This is a genomic window from Litorihabitans aurantiacus, from assembly GCF_030161595.1.
In the GTDB taxonomy this organism is placed as follows: Bacteria; Actinomycetota; Actinomycetes; order Actinomycetales; family Beutenbergiaceae; genus Litorihabitans; species Litorihabitans aurantiacus.
In genome coordinates this window covers 1,603,332-1,617,451 of record NZ_BSUM01000001.1, presented here as the reverse complement: position 1 = coordinate 1,617,451, position 14,120 = coordinate 1,603,332, and the positions used below count along the sequence as shown (strand labels likewise).

Below are 14,120 nucleotides of genomic sequence, written 5' to 3'. Positions count from 1 at the left end.
CGAGTCGTTGCGTCGATACATTCGTGCGATGGGAAACGTTCAGGAAATCAGCGCGTGGGCGCTCGACTGGAACGCAGTTGGGGCGATCGCCGGCGCCTCTGCGGCTGTAGCAGCGGTCTGGGCCCTCTTCTCGGCGGCGAGGGATTCGCGAGAACGGTCGCGTCCCGACGTCATCGTTGAGTACCGGATCCCTCCTGCGGGCCACGACGCGCTCCTGTTCGTAGTGAGAAACGTCGGGGTCACCGCGGCCCGGAACGTCCGACTCACCTTCGATCCGTCGATCGCCGTCGTTGGTGCGGGGCAACCGGTGCGCGCGTTTGTTCGTGACCGGTACTCCGAACCCATCCCGGTGCTTGGCCCAGGGCAGGAGCTGACGAACGCCGTTCACTACGACGCCGATGACCCGGAGAACACTGATCTGCCAGAAGATTTGCGCGTCAGTGTGGTCTACAACGGGTACCCAAGCCTGATCCTTCGGCGTTCGAAGTACGAGAGCGAGTTCGAGCTCAAGGCAGCCGTCTACGGCAAGCACACGTACGTCAAGAGCACCGACTCCGTGGAAGGGCGACTCGACCAGATCGCGTCGGCGGCAGACAGCATCGATGCCTCCCTAAAGCACGTGGCGAAAATCGCTCACCGGGTGAGTAACCAGGACGAAGCCGACGCCCGCGATGCGACTTCCGCGTATGAGGCGTGGAAGCGGATTACGCGACGCTTCGGGTTCGGCGGGGCGGAGTAGCCCCAGCCGCGACACCGAGGCCACCGCCGCGTTCATGCCGACACCACCCCACGCGCGCGAACGGAATCCCGAACGTTCGCGCCGTCGTTCGCGGTGGGGAGTCGGAGCTTGGTCAGCGACGTCGAGCATGCGGCCGGGATAGTGGCCTCGAGGTGGTAGCCGGTGAGGCGTGCGCCGATCGCGGCGAGGGTGAGGGCGTCGGCGATGTCGTTGCCGGTGACGTCGACGTCGGGGTGGCGGCGGATGACGGCGGCGAGTACTTCGTCCTTGCCGGCGTTGCCGCGGCCGGTGGCGTACTTCGCTCGCGTGGTGGGCGGGACCTCGAGGACGGGGATGCCCTGGGAGCGGAGCTCGTTGACGAGGAGCCACCAGAGGCCGGAGCGGTCGTGCATGGAGCCGAGTGAGTTGGAGTAGGCGGGGGACTCGATGACGACGAGGGCGGTGATGCCGGCGGTGGTGATCGTGATGACGTCGTCGGCCAGGTGACGCAGGCGGCGTGCACGTTCGGCGAGGGTGGCGTCCTTCGCACCCTTGGACCGAACGCGGTGGGTGGTGATGCCGCGGACGGTGTCGACGACGGCGATGCCGGTGGAGGTGAGGCTCGGGTCGATGCCGACGATGCGGGGTGGTCGCTGGGTGTTCACGGGTGCTCCTGTCAGAAGGGGGTGGGCCGTCGAAGTTGGGGGTGGGGGTGGGTGGAGGGGGATGGGGTTGTGGGTGAGGGGTGGGGTGCCGCAGTGGTGGGTGGCGAGGACGGTGGTGGTGTTGGCGGGGCGGATGGTGGTGGCGTGGAAGCCGGGGCAGTCGGTGCAGTAGGTGGCGGTGCAGTCGGGTGTGGGCCATGCGCGGAGGCTGACTTCGAAGCGGGGTGGGCCGCCGTGGAGGGTGTAGGTGCGACGTCCGAGGAGGAGTGCGGCGAGTTCGAGCTGGGGGGTGGGGAGGGGGTGGGGGTCGAGGTCGGCGTGGGTGGTGAGGGCGGTGGTGATGACCCAGGTGCCGCAGCGTGGGCAGGTGCGTGCTGCGGCGTCGCCGGGGCGGCCGTGGTAGAGGCGGGTGGGGATGCGGCTGGTGTCGACGTCAGGGGCGGGGGTGGGTGCGGGGAAGAGGCTGGCCTGGGTGGGTGTGGCCGCGGCGGGGTGGAGGGGGCTCATGTGTCCACCAGCTCGCCGGTGGCGATGTCGAACATCTGGCCGGTGCGGTAGTCCATCTGGAGTCGCTGTCTGGGTGGTTCCCGGTCGGGAACCACCGGGGCTGTTCCGGAGGCGTTAGGTGGTTCCGGTGCCCCTACGGGGGGCGCACCGGTGGGAACCACCCGGGAAGTGGTTCCGGGAACCACCTGGGAACCACCGGGAACCACCTGTGTGGTGGGCTCCTCGGACGGGGTGATGAGGCCGTGCAGCGGGGGCTCGTACCCGTCGGCTTCGGGGTCGGTGCGCTGGCGGTAGACGCTGCTCGAGCGCAGGAGACGGGAGCGGTTGGGGCCGGTTGATTCGGTGACGTGGCCGCCGTCGACGAGGAGGTTGATGGCGTCGAGGGTGTTCTGCTTGCGGCCGCGGCCACCGTCCGCCTGGTACATCGTGAGGAGCTTGTTCTGGCTGACGGGCTCGCGGGATGCCTCGAGGAGGCGGGAGAGCTTCTCCATGATCCCGGTGGGCTTCCAGGGGCGGCCGTCGCCGTCGGGGCTGTCGCCGACGTTGGTGGCGGGTGGCTCGGCGGTGAACCGGATAAGGCCGTCGTCGGTGGTGGAGTCGATGGTGATGCGGGTGGCTTCTTGGGTGCGGTCGGTTGGTCGCCAGGTGCCGCAGTGGGGGCGGATGCTGCCTGGTCGGTCCTTCGCGATGCGGAGGGTGACGGTGCCGCGCAGGCCCTTGCCGATGGGTTCGGTGACTTCGACGACGTAGGAGGCGCCGTCGATGGCGGCCATCTTGGCTTGGCCGCCGAGGGCGAACCGTCCGCGGGTGTCGCCGTTCTTGACGACGTGGTCGATGAGGACGACGGCGGCTCGGGTGCGGGTGGCGAGGAGGCGTGGGACGGCGCGGTGCCAGGTGGCGATGTCGTCGTTCTCCTTGGTGCCGGCTCCGAACTGGCCGAGTGCGTCGGTGACGCCGTCGAGGACGACGACGGTGAAGGTGCGGGCGAGGAGGTTCTTCCAGGCGGGGGCTTCGGTGAAGGCGTAGGGGGAGGACTCGGGGCGGATGTAGGTGAGGTGGGTGCGGATTTGGGTGGGGGTGGCGCCGAACGCGATCATGCGGGCGACGACCTGCCCGGCGTCGGATTCGAAGTCGACGTAGGCGACGTCCTCGTCGTGCTGCAGCTGGGCGGCGCATTCGGCCTGGACGACGAGGCTCTTGCCGGATTCGGATTCGCCGTGGAAGTCGTGGACGAGGCCGGGGTAGAGGAGGGCCTGTCCGTCGGTGCGGGCGAGGAGTGTGGGGGTGGGGGCGGTGTAGGTGCCGTCGAGGTAGGGGCCGAGGTCGATGGGGGTCCACGACGGCGTCGGCTCCTCGTCCTCGCTGTCGTCGTCGTTGGCGGGTTCGGGGAGGGTGGCGGTCGGCTGCTGGTGCTGTTCGGGGGTGTTGGCGAGGAGCTGGGCGGGTGAGGGGGCGGGTTGAGGAGGAGGCCGGCGAGGTCGCTGGTGGGGTGGAGGAGGTCGCGCTGTTCGCCGTAGCCGTCTCGTGCGAGCTGGCGGGCGGCGGCGGAGTGGTCGCCGTCGTGCTCGAGGACGGCGAGGGCGCCGAGCTTGGTGTAGGGCACCTCCTGCTCGAACACGGTGGAGGACGTGAAGACGTAGAGGCGGTCGCGGTCCTCGGCGTGGCCGGTGGTGGCGGAGAAGCCGGTGTTCTTGCCTGGTCGCCGCCAGTACCGGGTCGAACCGCGGGTGAGGACGTGGCCCCAGCCGTGCGGGCCGAGGATGTCAGCCCAGTCGACCCGGTTCTCGTAGTCGTCGCCGGGGGTGAGGCCGTCGTGGACGCGGGCGGGGCCGGCTGGTCGCTCGGGCGCGGTACGGGCGGGTGTGCGGTCGAGGGTGGCGATGAGGGCGTGGAGCGCTTCGCGCTCGTCGACGGTCAGGAGCGCGGCGGTGGTGGGGCCGCCGGACAGGCGCATCCAGGGGCGGCCGGTGTCGTGGTGGGTGGAGGGGGCGACGACGACGTAGCCCCCTCGCCGCGAGTCTCGGCGAGCACGAGGCGGTCTTCGGCCTTCGCGAGTTTGGTGTTCCCGGGGACGGGGGCGCCGTCGAGCCTGGCGTGGAAGTGGAAGCCGCCCGACGGGGAGGTTTCGGTCCAGCCGGTGACGATGCGGGACCAGAGGTCGCCGAGGCCGGTGTCGACAGCGAGAGCGCGGAGGGTGGCGAGCTCACTGACCGCGCGCCCCTCCAGCTCGGTCAACTCCGCGCCGCCGGAGACGGCGCCCTGAACGACGGCGAGGTCGTAGCCGGGCTGGTCGAACCAGGCGTGCACCTGGGCGAGGGTGGCGCGCTGCTGCGTGTAGGGCTTCCACGCGACGGCGGGTGACTTGGTGCCGTCGGCGCGGATGGGGAGGACGCTGTAGCCGGCGTCGTGGAGCTCGAGCGCGGTGTCGAGGATTGGGTTCGGGGTGGTCACGCGCGGAGCCCCTCGAGGTCGAGGGAGTCCTGGTCGCCGTGGTCGACGTTGAGTCCGGCGGCCGCGCGGATCCGTCGCTCGGCGACCTGCAGGTGCTCTTCTACGAGTTCGGACCCGACGAATCGTCGGCCCTCGTTCATGGCGGCAACGCCGGTCGTTCCGCTTCCCATGAACGGGTCGAGCACGATCGAGCCCTCGGGGGCGATTTTGACGAGCGAACGCATCACATCGAGAGGCTTCTGCGTCTGGTGCTCGCGATCGCGCGGAGCGCTCGCCTGGTAGAAACCGGGGAAGGTCTTCATGGAGCCGTCGAACGCGACGGGGAGCGGACCGTTCGAGCCCCACACCACGTACTCGCAGGCCGCGGTGAATCGTCCGGGCATTGGTCGCGCGGTGGGCTTGTACCAAGGGACGATGCCGCGCCAGACCCAGCCGCCGGCCTGCAGGGCATCGGTTGTGGCGGGGAGCTGACGCCAGTCGGTGAACAGGACGGCGATGCCGCCAGGCTTCACGATGCGGAGGCACTCGGAGAGCCAGAGGGAGCACCAGTAGGCGTAGGCGCGCTGATCGCGGCTGTCACCGGTGAAGTCGGCGATCGCCTGGTTGGAGCTGTCGCTATTGATGTACTTCCGGCCGGTGCCAACCATTCGGTCGCCGCGGATCATGCCGCCGGAGGAGTAGGGCGGGTCGGTGATGAGGGCGTCGACGCTGGCGGGTGCGAGGTCGCGGAGGACGGCGAGTGCGTCACCCTGCCAGAGGGTGGAGTACTCGTCTTGGTAGCGGCGGGTCACCACGAGGTGAGTTCCTTCCTTCGGGCTGCGACGACGGGGTCGGGTGTAGGCGGTGTCGAGGTCGGCGTGGTCGGGGACGACGAGCCACTGGGTGTGGCCGTTGTTCGCGACGGTGCGGACGCGCCTCACGAACGGACCGGCCAGTCGGAAAGGGCTAGTACGGTCGTCGACATGGACCGACCATGGAACCCGGACTTGACAAGGTTGCCGGGATGGCTCGTACTGCTCTCGGCTTTCGCAGGTGGCATGCTCGCCACCCTGCTGATACAAGAGTTGTCAACCGAGATGACGCGAGAAGCACTTAAAGAAGAGGTTGCTTGGCAGGGGTGGGTCGGCGCTCTCCTCGGGGCTGCAGGTTCCTTCGCAGCGGCTATGTTCGTCCTGTTCCGACAACGCGGGATCGACGATGCGAGATTTGAGAAACAGCGGCTGGACTTTTCCCGGCAAATCGCAGCCGGACGTGAGACGGCGAGGCAGGAACGGGTCCATGCGGCATGGGCGAAGGTGGTGAGCGCCGCGAGACATCTACGCGATTTGGACGTCGTCGACCAAGAGGCTATGTCTGCGAGCTCCCAGATGTTTGAGGCCTGGGAGCTTTGGTGTCTGCACCTCCGTCGCGAGAATGACCGGTTTGCCAACGACGTCAGCGACCTTCTAGCCGACCTAATGCAAGCCTTCTTAGAAAACCCAACAGATCGCGAGAAATTAGGAAAAATTACGGCCGAGATATCCGCTTTCGGAGTTGCCTGGCATCGTGACGACGGAGGTCGGGAGAGTGCTGAAGCGATGATCAGCGTTAAGGCGGCGGCGGCGAGATCGCGAAAGGCGGATAAGTGATGGCGGGAGTTTCTGGCGGTCGGGTAGCCAGGAGTGTCTTTGGCGGCATCGCGCCGCACGCAGCTGGTTCGCACTTCCCGAGTCGGCAGGCGGTCCGCCTTGCAGGACTTCACCGCCATGAGATGGGCGGAATCTCGGGCAGCTACGCGGAGGGCGCCGACGCGATCGTAGTGTCGGGCGGGTATCGCGATGACGAGGATCATGGCGATTGGATTCTGTACACCGGTCAGGGCGGCAACGTCGGACGCCGGCAGGTGGCCGACCAGGAGCTGACGCGAGGGAATCTTGCTCTTGCTCTCTCGGAGGAGCGTGGGTTGCCTGTCCGTGTCATCCGAGGGGCCGGCGGTGACCCTAAGCTCTCGCCGACCACCGGATACCGCTACGACGGCCTCTACGTTGTCGTCCGACACTGGCAGGAGGCGAGCGTCGACGGTCCGTTGATCTGGCGCTTTGTGCTCGAACGCGAAGGCGCACCGGGCTCCTCGATCGCCGCGGTAGCCGATCCGAGTGACGCTTCGGCACAACGCCGCGAGTCCACGCAGCAGCGGATAGTGCGGAACAGCGCGGTCACGCAGTGGGTAAAAGACCTCTACGGCGGTCGCTGCCAGTTCTGTGGCATCGTGCTCGAGACCGCGGCCGGCGCTTACTCCGAGGGAGCTCACGTGCGCGCGCTGGGGTCCCCCAATGATGGGCCGGATACGGTCGACAACGTGCTGTGCCTCTGCCCGAACGATCACGTCCTGTTCGACAAGGGGGCGTTGTACGTCGCAGATGGCAAGATCGTCCGCTCGCATGATGGGTTCGTGCTCGGCGAGCTCACCGTGCGGGCTGGCCACACTGTGCGAGAAGAGCATTTTGCGTACCACCGGGAACACTTCGCGGGTGTCAGGCGAGGGGCATAACCGGTGATTCTCGGAGTAGAGGATTCCTACCTCCACCGGATCGATACCATCGGCCGCGAGGTAGTCGACGCTGCAACTGCGGCGGCGGAGAGGGACGACGACATTACTTTCCCGGGTGCGGCGTGCTCTTGGATCTCGGCCATAGCCGGAGAGATCATGCGAGACGCCGGCCTCGGTACATGGACGCTCGTCAACCACTACAACCGGGACGGTCTCCCGGGGCACGATTGGATCGTGCAGGGCGAAATCTTCGCTGACCTGTCTGTGCAGCAGTTCTCGCGACGACCCTGGTTCGATACGCGATGGTCGGAGCACATCGTGGGCCGGGGCGAGAATCCGGTTACCTTGGCCTACCCGATCGAGATCAAGCGTCTCGAGACGCGACCGCTGGCGGAGCAGTACTCCCGCTACCGCGCCGCAGTCGAGCGAGAACTGGCCGCCAGGCAGTGAGGTCATCATGGTCGGCGGTCCTTCCTGGCGTGGTCGGCGGTGTGTCGGTGGTGGGCGGCGGTGGCGGCGTTGAGGAAGCGGTGGTGCTGCTCCCATCCGCAGCGGGTGCAGGTGGTGATCCAGCCGGTGGGGGTCTGCTCGTAGCTAACGAGGTCATCTCCAGCTGCCGGTCCGACGGGCGTCGTCGGCTGCCGTGCGGCAGGCTCGATCCATGACCACCGACTTCCCTCGCCGCATCGGCGGCTTCAAGCGGACGACGTTGTGGACCGCGGGTCTGGTCCTGGCGGCGCTCTTCTTCGGCCTGTCGCTCTACTCGTGGATCGCTGGGAGCGGGTGGCGCTTCGGCCTGTTCGCGCTCGGCTGGCTGGTGGCTGGGGTCATCTACGCCGTCATGCTTCGAAGCGAGCGGAGAGACTTCCCCGAGCGACGGTGACGCCGTCGGCGAGGAGGTCGCGGGCGGGGAGACGGTGGAGTCCACGGTGGGGCCTCGCTTTCGGGTCAGTTGGTGTGCGTTCCGGTGCCCGCCCGGGACTCGCACCCGGGGGTCTGCTGGACGGGCTGGCCGCGTTAGGCGGCCTGGTTGAGGAACATCTGGACGACGTCGACGTCGAGCCCGACCTGGGGCGCGATCGCGGCGGCGTCCATCCCGAGGGCCGCGAGCTGACGGACCTTGGTGGCCTTGTCCTCACCCGACGGCGCCGCGGGCGCGGCCGGCGCGGCGGGGGCCTGCTGCTGGGCGGGTGCCTGCGGGGCGGGCTGCTGCGGCGCCGTCGCGGGCGACTGCTGGTCGTCGCCCATGAGGGCGACGTTCGTCGGCCGCACGTACTGCGCGGTGAAGTTCTTCCCCGAGCGCGGGTCACCCGGGACCTCGTCGTGCGTGTAGCTCACCGTGACCCGGGCGCCGACCTCGAGGCCCTGGGCGCCCGTGGCGCGGATCGCGTTGCGCAGCGCGTCCTGCATCCGCCAGGAGTTCACGTCCACGACGCGGGTGCCGTCGTCGTCGGGGTCCTCGGGCTTGCGCTCGTCCGTCGACAGGGTGAGGTGGAAGGCGTAGACGGGCTTGCCGGCCTTGGTGTACTTCGGCGGGCCGTCGGACCGCTGGGTCGTCTGGTTGTACTCGCGGACGTGGTACGGCTCGCCGACGTCGAGGATCGTGCCGGTGATCGTGTCGCCGTGGCTCTTGAACGAGGCGTACGAGCCGCCGCCCGACATCAGGATGCTGTTCGCGGTGGGGGTGGACATGGTGGTGCTCCTTCGGGGGTTGGGGGGTTGCTATCTGGTGGTCCCGCCCGTGTGGGCGGGGTCAGGAGGCCGCCGAGCGTCGCGTCGGCAGCGGGGGTGGGGAAGTCGGGGTAGCGGGCGCAGGAGTAGCAGCCGGCGGCGCGGGGCAGGGAGCTGATCCACGCGTCTCGTGCCTGGTCGCCGAGGCCGGCCTGCAGGGCGGTCATGTTCGTGTGGAGCCGGTCGGCGCGGGCGAGAGCGTCGAGAGCGATCTGCTCCTGGTAGGGCTCGGACCACAGGACGGCGTCGGCCCAGCCGCCCGCGCTGTTGCGGGGGAGGTAGACGATGGAGACGTGCTTGACGGTGTGGCCGGCGGCGGCGAGTCCGCGCCCGTAGAGGTGGGCCTGGACGCGGTAGACGGGGCTGGGGCCGGAGCGGGCGCTGCGGAGCGTGGTCGCTCCCGTGATCTTCCAATCCACGGTGGTGCCGGTGGCGATGTCGAACAGGTCGCACGAGCCGGAGATCTCGACGCCGCCGATGGTGCCGACGTTGACGCGCTCCTCGACGAGGTAGCGGCGTGAGCCGGTGGTGTTCCCGCAGGTGCGCCGGTTCTCGTGCTCGATGACGAGGCGCTCGTGCTCGGCGTGGACCGCGGTGCCGACGAACGGGAGCCACGCGACGCCCTCGCGGGTCTGCTCCCAGCCGGCGATCTTGGCCGCGAGGCAGTGCTCGCAGTCGGTCCCGATCTCGGAGGGGCCGATGGTGCGCTGCAGGGAGCGGGGCGCGTTGACGATCGCGTCCTCGAGGAGTGCGCGGAGGTCGCGGTGGGTGTCGGCCGCGGTCCCGCCCTCGTAGGACTGCCGCAGCGGCGGTAGGACCGCCAACGCGTTCATCAGACGACCTCGACCTTCGTCGACGGGCGCGAGGGGGTCTTGACGAGCTCGGGGTCGACGACGCCGAGCTCGATGGCGGCGTTGATCTTGGCCGTGTCGGGCTGGACCTTGTAGAGGGTCGGGTGGTCGGCGAAGGGGTAGTGGGTCTGGACGAGGGCGGGCTTCACGAGCATGGACGGCTTGGGTGTGGTGACCTTGACCTTGAAGATGCCGGCGGCGTGGGCGCCCTCGCCGAGGCCCTTGAAGATGGCGTCGATCTCGGTGAGGCGGTCGCCGAGGCCGGCGAGGTGCTTCTCGATGTCGGCTTTCTCGTGGGCGAGGGCCTCGAGCTGGTCGGGGGTGTAGTCAGGCACGGGCGTTCTCCTTGATCTGGTCGGCGTGCTCTTCGAGCTGCGCGAGGTGGTCGGGCATGTCGTCGGGGGTGAGGGCGTCGTCGCGCTGGCGCTGCCAGAGGTCCTCGTCGAAGTCGTCCCAGCCGTCGGCGCCCATCAGGCGGCCCATCCGGTGAGGGCGGCGCCGGCGGTGGCGAGGTCGCGGCTGATCCGGGCGAGGCGGCGGGTGCGGGCGCGGGAGGCCCAGTCGGTGAGGAGCTGCTCGGCGTCGGCGTACTTGCGGGCGCCGTCGTGGTCGCCGGCACGGAGGTACTGGCAGGCGAGGTGGGCGGCGGCATTGGCGGCGGCGTCGAACACGTCGGCGCCGCGGGTGCTGGGGGTGCGGGTGCCGCGGATGGCGGCGATGAGCTGGGCGGCGACGCGGCGGCCGGGCTGCGGCTTCACGGTGCCGAGGCCTTCGCGCATCGCGGCGGCGAGGCGGAGCCGGTGCGCGGCGCCGGTGGCGGGCGCGGGCATCAGGCGGCGTCCAGCGTCGAGGCGGCGGCCGGGCTGCGGCTTCACGGTGCCGAGGCCTTCGCGCATCGCGGCGGCGAGGCGGAGCCGGTGCGCGGCGCCGGTGGCGGGCGCGGGCATCAGGCGGCGTCCAGCGTCGAGGCGGCGGCGGAGCGCAGCTGCGTCGCACGCCGGATGAGGGTGATGATCTTCGGCTTGGTGCGGTGGCGGCCGGTGGGGGCGTCGTTGACGCCGTCGGCGTCGTCCAGGGCCCGCAGGGGACCCATCGGGACGGCGAGGCCGTCGGTGATGCGGCGGTGCTTGCGGGGGAGCGTGGTGGTCATCGGTACGCTGCTTTCTGTCGGTGAAGGTCGGCTTCTCGTTGGCGCGGGGGCCGGCCTTCGCTGTTTCTGAGGGTGGGGCGTTAGTGCCCGGTGGCGCGCTCGTTGAGGAACGCGCGGACGGCGTCGGGGTGGACGCGGTACTTCCCGCGGGTCCCGCGGCCGACGCGGTGGGCGTCGAGGTCGCCCCTGCGGATGAGGAGGCGGACGGTCCAGGCGGACTCGCCGAGCAGGTCGGCGACGGCGTCGACGCTTAGGAGCGGGACGAGCGGCAGCGCCGCGGCGGGGGTGGTCACAGGACCCACGCCGAGACGACGTAGCCCATGAGCGCGCCGAGCGCGAGGAGCGCGCCGAGGCCGGCGGCGTCCGCGAGACGACCCCACATCAGGCCACCGCCGCCGCTGCGTGCCGCGTGGTGGAGACACCGTTTGTCACAGTGGCGATGGAGACGACCTCATGGGCCTCGAAGAGGTCCTCCCACGGGACGTCGAGGCGCGCGGCGATGGCGAGAGCGAAGTCCTCCTCGAGGGTGCGGAGCTTGCCGTTCTCGATCTGCCAGATCGCAGCCTGCGATCGGCGGGTGAGGAAGGCGAGATCGCGCTGCGAGAAGTGGCGCTGCTTGCGCCAACGGCGGATCTGACCGGGGTCCTTGACCTTCATCCAGACCTCCTTGCGGACTCGGGGCGGTCGCTGTCGGGTCTTCATCATGCTCTCCAATCGTCCGGTTGACAAGTAAAGAATCCACCACACGGCACTACTTGTCAAGCCGACAACTGGGACGACCGCGATCCGACCTGCCAAGATGTGCTCGGCACTTGTCATCCACGCGCCGAGCGCCGCTTCAACCACTGACAACGCAAAGGGCATGGTCGTCGCCGTGAACGAACCTCAGACGCTGCAGACGCTGGTCCGCCAGGCGCTCGAGACCCGCAAGGTCTCCGGCCGCCGGCTCGCGGACCTCGCCGGCAGAGCTGGCCTCAAGGTCACGCACACGACGCTGAACCACCTCGCCGCCGGGACGTACAAGTTCGCCCCGAGCCCCGAGACGATCCGCGCCGTCGCATGGCTCGCTGAGGTCTCCGAAGAGGACGCGTTCGCAGCGGCGGGAGTCCCCGTGCCCGGACCGCCGTTCTCCGACGAGCTCCCACCGGGAGTGGACTACCTGTCGCCGCGGTCCCGCCGCGCCGTGATCGAGGTACTTCGGGCGCTGGTGGAAGCAGAGCGCGAGGAGGTGGGGAGCGATGCAGACCGTTCCGCCCCCAGAACGGTGGCCGGCGAGGAGCCGGCCACGAGCACGACGGCGGGTGGTTCCCGACCCGGAACCACCCGAGGCGATTCCGACGCGGTGAGTGGTTCCGGTGCCCCTACGGGGGGCGCACCGGCGGGAACCACCCAACAGGGTGACCCCGGAACCACCGGGAACCACCAGGGAACCACCCGGGACGACGTCGGCCTCGCCGCCTACGCCAAGACCGGCCCGACCCGCCTGCAGCAGCTCCGCGCAGCACAGGACGCCGACGCGCTGCGACAGGATGACTCTGAGTCGGTGGCGGATTGATGGACGATTCGTTCCGGGTGGCGCGTCGTCAACCGGTGAGATTGGTGCGTGCTCCGTCTCCACCGGAACCCGAACCGCGCTTGATGTCCTTGATGGAGGGTGACCTGCTGAGGATCGGCAGGCACCGCGCAACCCTGGCGGAGGTCGAGGAGACGTTCGTCTACCGCGCACCGTTCGTGCACGAGCGGAAGGTGCTCTGGGAGGCGTTCTCGGTCTACCGTTCGCTGATCGGTCGCTACCTACCAAGCGTCCGCTACTGGATCAACGGTGGCTTCGCGACGCACAAGGCGTGGGCGCCTCCGGACGACATTGACGTATGCGTCATCGCCCCTCCGGCCGACTACGAAGCCGCGGGCCCCGTCCTCTTCGATCTCTTCACTGACACGGGGCCACCCCGAGTACAGCCGATGTCCGGCCTGGTCGACGCGTTCCCGATGCCAGGGGGCTTGAAGGAAGATGGTGCCTACTGGTACGACCTGTGGTCGCAGGTGAGAGGTGCCGACGGGAACCGTGACTACAGCCGATCAAAGGGATTTCTGGAGGTGATGCCCGATGAGCACCAGTGATCTGCTGCGCGATGCCTGGTCGGCGTCGTCGGGAAGCAACTTCCTCGATCAGCTCCGTCGGCGCGGCCTTGCGGCATCCGCCTCGCAAGTGCCCGAGCTTCAGTCGACCCTTCGGACTCTGCAGCTCGGCGAGCGAGCCCAGCTTGACCTCCACATCGAGGACGCAAAAAGCGATTCAGGCCACGAGACATCGGCCTCCGCATTGGGGGAGTTTCTCCAACGCGTTGCCAAGGCGGTCCGCGAGCTCGCAAGATCGGGTGGCGATGCTCTTCGGTTGCACGGCGATCTGAACGTTCTTGCTCCGTCGCCAGGATCGGTTCGCGTCGTGTTCGTTGAACAGGAAGACGAGCGGCCCGCTGACTCGAGACCGCAGTCGGCCTATCTCTGGGGGCGGGGATGGAGCGCCTGGCTGAGACGTTCGACCTCGCTGTCGCGGGTGACGATGCTCTCGATGGCGCCGTTACCTCCTACAGCTTGGCCGCCCGTGACGCCCTTAAGAGTCTGGGTCAGACGATCGCGGAGCGCGGATGGACCGTCTCCGGCACTCTGACCGATCGTGACGGCGAGACGCGGGTGACGAGTCTGACGACCCACGCCGCCGACCGAATGGTCGATGCGGTGAGGCGCCAGCCGAAGTCCACCAAGTCCGTTATGACGTCCGGGACGCTCGACGGGTGGCGATGGTCGAACTCCACGCTCCGCTTCATTCAGGAGAAGGGGGAGCGATCGACGTGTACGTCCCGGCGTCCTTGCGCGCGACCGTTGCCGCCTTGCACGCGGAGCAGGGCGATCAAGCTGACAAGTTCGAGGCCAAGCTCATGATGGCTGAAGCGTTCACCCGCACTGGTCGTGGGATCAGCCGGTCGTACTCCCTAGTCGCACTCGACAAGATTCCGGATCTCTTCGAGGCCGTGGAGGGCTCGTTCCCGGAGTGATGTCGGTGGGGGACCGTACGGTCGCTGCATGACCCACCACCCCTGGCGCTTCCTGCGCGGGTTGCCGCACGTCACGCTCGAGTGGGTGCGGATGCACGGGCGGGTGGGGGAGACGAACGGGGTCGACCTCATCCGGATCCACCCGGATCAGCTGCAGGTCGAGCGCAGGGTCACGCTGACGCACGAGACCGTGCACCTCGAGCGTGGACACACCACGGGGTGTGCGCCGGCGGTCGAGTCCGAAGTGCGCGAGGAAGCTTCGCGGCGCCTCATCGAACTCCCGGCGCTCCTGGATGCTCTCGCGTGGACTGAGGACTGGGACGAGGCAGCCGACGAGTTGTGGGTGACGGTCGACGTGCTCCGGGACCGCATCGACACCCTGAGCGAGGTCGAGCGGGCGGCGCTCGTGCGTCGGGCTCGCGAACTCGACGAGGCCACGCACTGACGGGGGCATGACACGT

At 68.9% G+C, this 14,120-nt stretch carries 22 protein-coding genes; 10 read left to right on the top strand and 12 right to left on the bottom strand.

The window, feature by feature from the left end; genetic code table 11:
- Positions 1 to 28: 28 nt before the first annotated feature.
- Positions 29 to 739, top strand: a complete 711-nt coding sequence (locus tag QQK22_RS07600) for a DUF8453 domain-containing protein (RefSeq protein ID WP_284250382.1) — start codon at positions 29 to 31, stop codon at positions 737 to 739.
- Positions 740 to 771: 32 nt separating this feature from the next.
- On the opposite strand, the gene QQK22_RS07595 is transcribed toward QQK22_RS07600, so the two are convergent.
- Positions 772 to 1,890 carry a crossover junction endodeoxyribonuclease RuvC gene (locus QQK22_RS07595; RefSeq protein WP_284250381.1) on the bottom strand — a complete coding sequence of 373 codons (1,119 nt, stop codon included), beginning with the start codon at positions 1,888 to 1,890 and terminating at the stop codon, positions 772 to 774.
- Positions 1,887 to 2,987 carry an AAA family ATPase gene (locus QQK22_RS07590; RefSeq protein ID WP_348525535.1) on the bottom strand — a complete coding sequence of 367 codons (1,101 nt, stop codon included), beginning with the start codon at positions 2,985 to 2,987 and terminating at the stop codon, positions 1,887 to 1,889. The genes QQK22_RS07595 and QQK22_RS07590 overlap by 4 nt, the downstream gene beginning before the upstream one ends.
- Positions 2,988 to 3,044: 57 nt before the next feature.
- On the opposite strand from QQK22_RS07590, the gene QQK22_RS18680 reads away from it, so the two are divergent.
- Entirely contained in the window at positions 3,045 to 3,338 is a 294-nt protein-coding gene (locus tag QQK22_RS18680) for a hypothetical protein (protein ID WP_348525534.1), read from the top strand.
- Between the two features lie 466 nt (positions 3,339 to 3,804).
- On the opposite strand, the gene QQK22_RS07585 is transcribed toward QQK22_RS18680, so the two are convergent.
- Both QQK22_RS07585 and QQK22_RS07580 read right to left on the bottom strand, forming a co-directional pair.
- Positions 3,805 to 4,341, bottom strand: coding sequence for a bifunctional DNA primase/polymerase (locus QQK22_RS07585; RefSeq protein ID WP_284250380.1), 537 nt, complete (start codon positions 4,339 to 4,341; stop codon positions 3,805 to 3,807).
- Positions 4,338 to 5,135, bottom strand: coding sequence for a DNA-methyltransferase (locus QQK22_RS07580; RefSeq protein WP_284250379.1), 798 nt, complete (start codon positions 5,133 to 5,135; stop codon positions 4,338 to 4,340). Before QQK22_RS07580 ends, QQK22_RS07585 begins: the two co-directional genes overlap by 4 nt.
- Positions 5,136 to 5,198: 63 nt before the next feature.
- Here QQK22_RS07580 and QQK22_RS07575 point away from each other — a divergent pair, with 63 nt between their 5' ends.
- The 4 genes from QQK22_RS07575 to QQK22_RS07560 all read left to right on the top strand — a co-directional run bounded on the left by QQK22_RS07575 (position 5,199) and on the right by QQK22_RS07560 (position 7,754).
- Entirely contained in the window at positions 5,199 to 5,969 is a 771-nt protein-coding gene (locus tag QQK22_RS07575; protein WP_284250378.1) for a hypothetical protein, read from the top strand.
- Complete coding sequence (locus QQK22_RS07570) at positions 5,969 to 6,871, top strand: YDG/SRA domain-containing protein (protein WP_284252619.1); 903 nt, start codon at positions 5,969 to 5,971, stop codon at positions 6,869 to 6,871. Before QQK22_RS07575 ends, QQK22_RS07570 begins: the two co-directional genes overlap by 1 nt.
- A 3-nt stretch (positions 6,872 to 6,874) precedes the next feature.
- Positions 6,875 to 7,321, top strand: coding sequence for a hypothetical protein (locus tag QQK22_RS07565; RefSeq protein WP_284250377.1), 447 nt, complete (start codon positions 6,875 to 6,877; stop codon positions 7,319 to 7,321).
- 211 nt (positions 7,322 to 7,532) lie between these two features.
- Positions 7,533 to 7,754 (top strand): hypothetical protein, encoded by a 222-nt coding sequence (locus tag QQK22_RS07560; RefSeq protein WP_284250376.1) that lies wholly within the window; start codon positions 7,533 to 7,535, stop codon positions 7,752 to 7,754.
- Positions 7,755 to 7,888: 134 nt separating this feature from the next.
- Here QQK22_RS07560 and QQK22_RS07555 read toward each other — a convergent pair whose 3' ends face one another.
- The 8 genes from QQK22_RS07555 to QQK22_RS07520 form a co-directional block, all read right to left on the bottom strand.
- A complete protein-coding gene (locus QQK22_RS07555) occupies positions 7,889 to 8,563 on the bottom strand; it encodes a hypothetical protein (protein ID WP_284250375.1) in 675 nt (224 codons plus the stop codon).
- Positions 8,533 to 9,435, bottom strand: coding sequence for a hypothetical protein (locus QQK22_RS07550; RefSeq protein ID WP_284250374.1), 903 nt, complete (start codon positions 9,433 to 9,435; stop codon positions 8,533 to 8,535). Before QQK22_RS07550 ends, QQK22_RS07555 begins: the two co-directional genes overlap by 31 nt.
- Positions 9,435 to 9,788 (bottom strand): hypothetical protein, encoded by a 354-nt coding sequence (locus tag QQK22_RS07545; protein ID WP_284250373.1) that lies wholly within the window; start codon positions 9,786 to 9,788, stop codon positions 9,435 to 9,437. The genes QQK22_RS07550 and QQK22_RS07545 overlap by 1 nt, the downstream gene beginning before the upstream one ends.
- Positions 9,781 to 9,936, bottom strand: coding sequence for a hypothetical protein (locus tag QQK22_RS07540; RefSeq protein ID WP_284250372.1), 156 nt, complete (start codon positions 9,934 to 9,936; stop codon positions 9,781 to 9,783). Before QQK22_RS07540 ends, QQK22_RS07545 begins: the two co-directional genes overlap by 8 nt.
- Positions 9,924 to 10,400 carry a hypothetical protein gene (locus QQK22_RS07535; RefSeq protein WP_284250371.1) on the bottom strand — a complete coding sequence of 159 codons (477 nt, stop codon included), beginning with the start codon at positions 10,398 to 10,400 and terminating at the stop codon, positions 9,924 to 9,926. Before QQK22_RS07535 ends, QQK22_RS07540 begins: the two co-directional genes overlap by 13 nt.
- On the bottom strand, positions 10,400 to 10,603 hold the full coding sequence (locus tag QQK22_RS07530) for a hypothetical protein (RefSeq protein WP_284250370.1): 204 nt from the start codon (positions 10,601 to 10,603) through the stop codon (positions 10,400 to 10,402). The genes QQK22_RS07535 and QQK22_RS07530 overlap by 1 nt, the downstream gene beginning before the upstream one ends.
- Before the next feature lie 80 nt (positions 10,604 to 10,683).
- Complete coding sequence (locus tag QQK22_RS07525) at positions 10,684 to 10,896, bottom strand: helix-turn-helix domain-containing protein (RefSeq protein WP_284250369.1); 213 nt, start codon at positions 10,894 to 10,896, stop codon at positions 10,684 to 10,686.
- Positions 10,897 to 10,984: 88 nt separating this feature from the next.
- The gene (locus tag QQK22_RS07520) at positions 10,985 to 11,260 is read right to left on the bottom strand and encodes a helix-turn-helix transcriptional regulator (RefSeq protein ID WP_284250368.1); all 276 of its coding nucleotides are present in this window, start codon (positions 11,258 to 11,260) and stop codon (positions 10,985 to 10,987) included.
- 217 nt (positions 11,261 to 11,477) lie between these two features.
- Between QQK22_RS07520 and QQK22_RS07515 the strand changes: the two genes are divergently transcribed.
- From QQK22_RS07515 to QQK22_RS07500, 4 genes are all read left to right on the top strand, one after another.
- Entirely contained in the window at positions 11,478 to 12,158 is a 681-nt protein-coding gene (locus QQK22_RS07515) for a hypothetical protein (RefSeq protein ID WP_284250367.1), read from the top strand.
- 92 nt (positions 12,159 to 12,250) lie between these two features.
- Positions 12,251 to 12,724, top strand: coding sequence for a DUF6932 family protein (locus QQK22_RS07510; RefSeq protein WP_284250365.1), 474 nt, complete (start codon positions 12,251 to 12,253; stop codon positions 12,722 to 12,724).
- Positions 12,725 to 13,398: 674 nt separating this feature from the next.
- Positions 13,399 to 13,659, top strand: a complete 261-nt coding sequence (locus QQK22_RS07505) for a hypothetical protein (protein ID WP_284250364.1) — start codon at positions 13,399 to 13,401, stop codon at positions 13,657 to 13,659.
- A 28-nt stretch (positions 13,660 to 13,687) separates the two neighbouring features.
- On the top strand, positions 13,688 to 14,104 hold the full coding sequence (locus QQK22_RS07500) for an ImmA/IrrE family metallo-endopeptidase (RefSeq protein ID WP_284250363.1): 417 nt from the start codon (positions 13,688 to 13,690) through the stop codon (positions 14,102 to 14,104).
- Positions 14,105 to 14,120 lie beyond the last annotated feature (16 nt).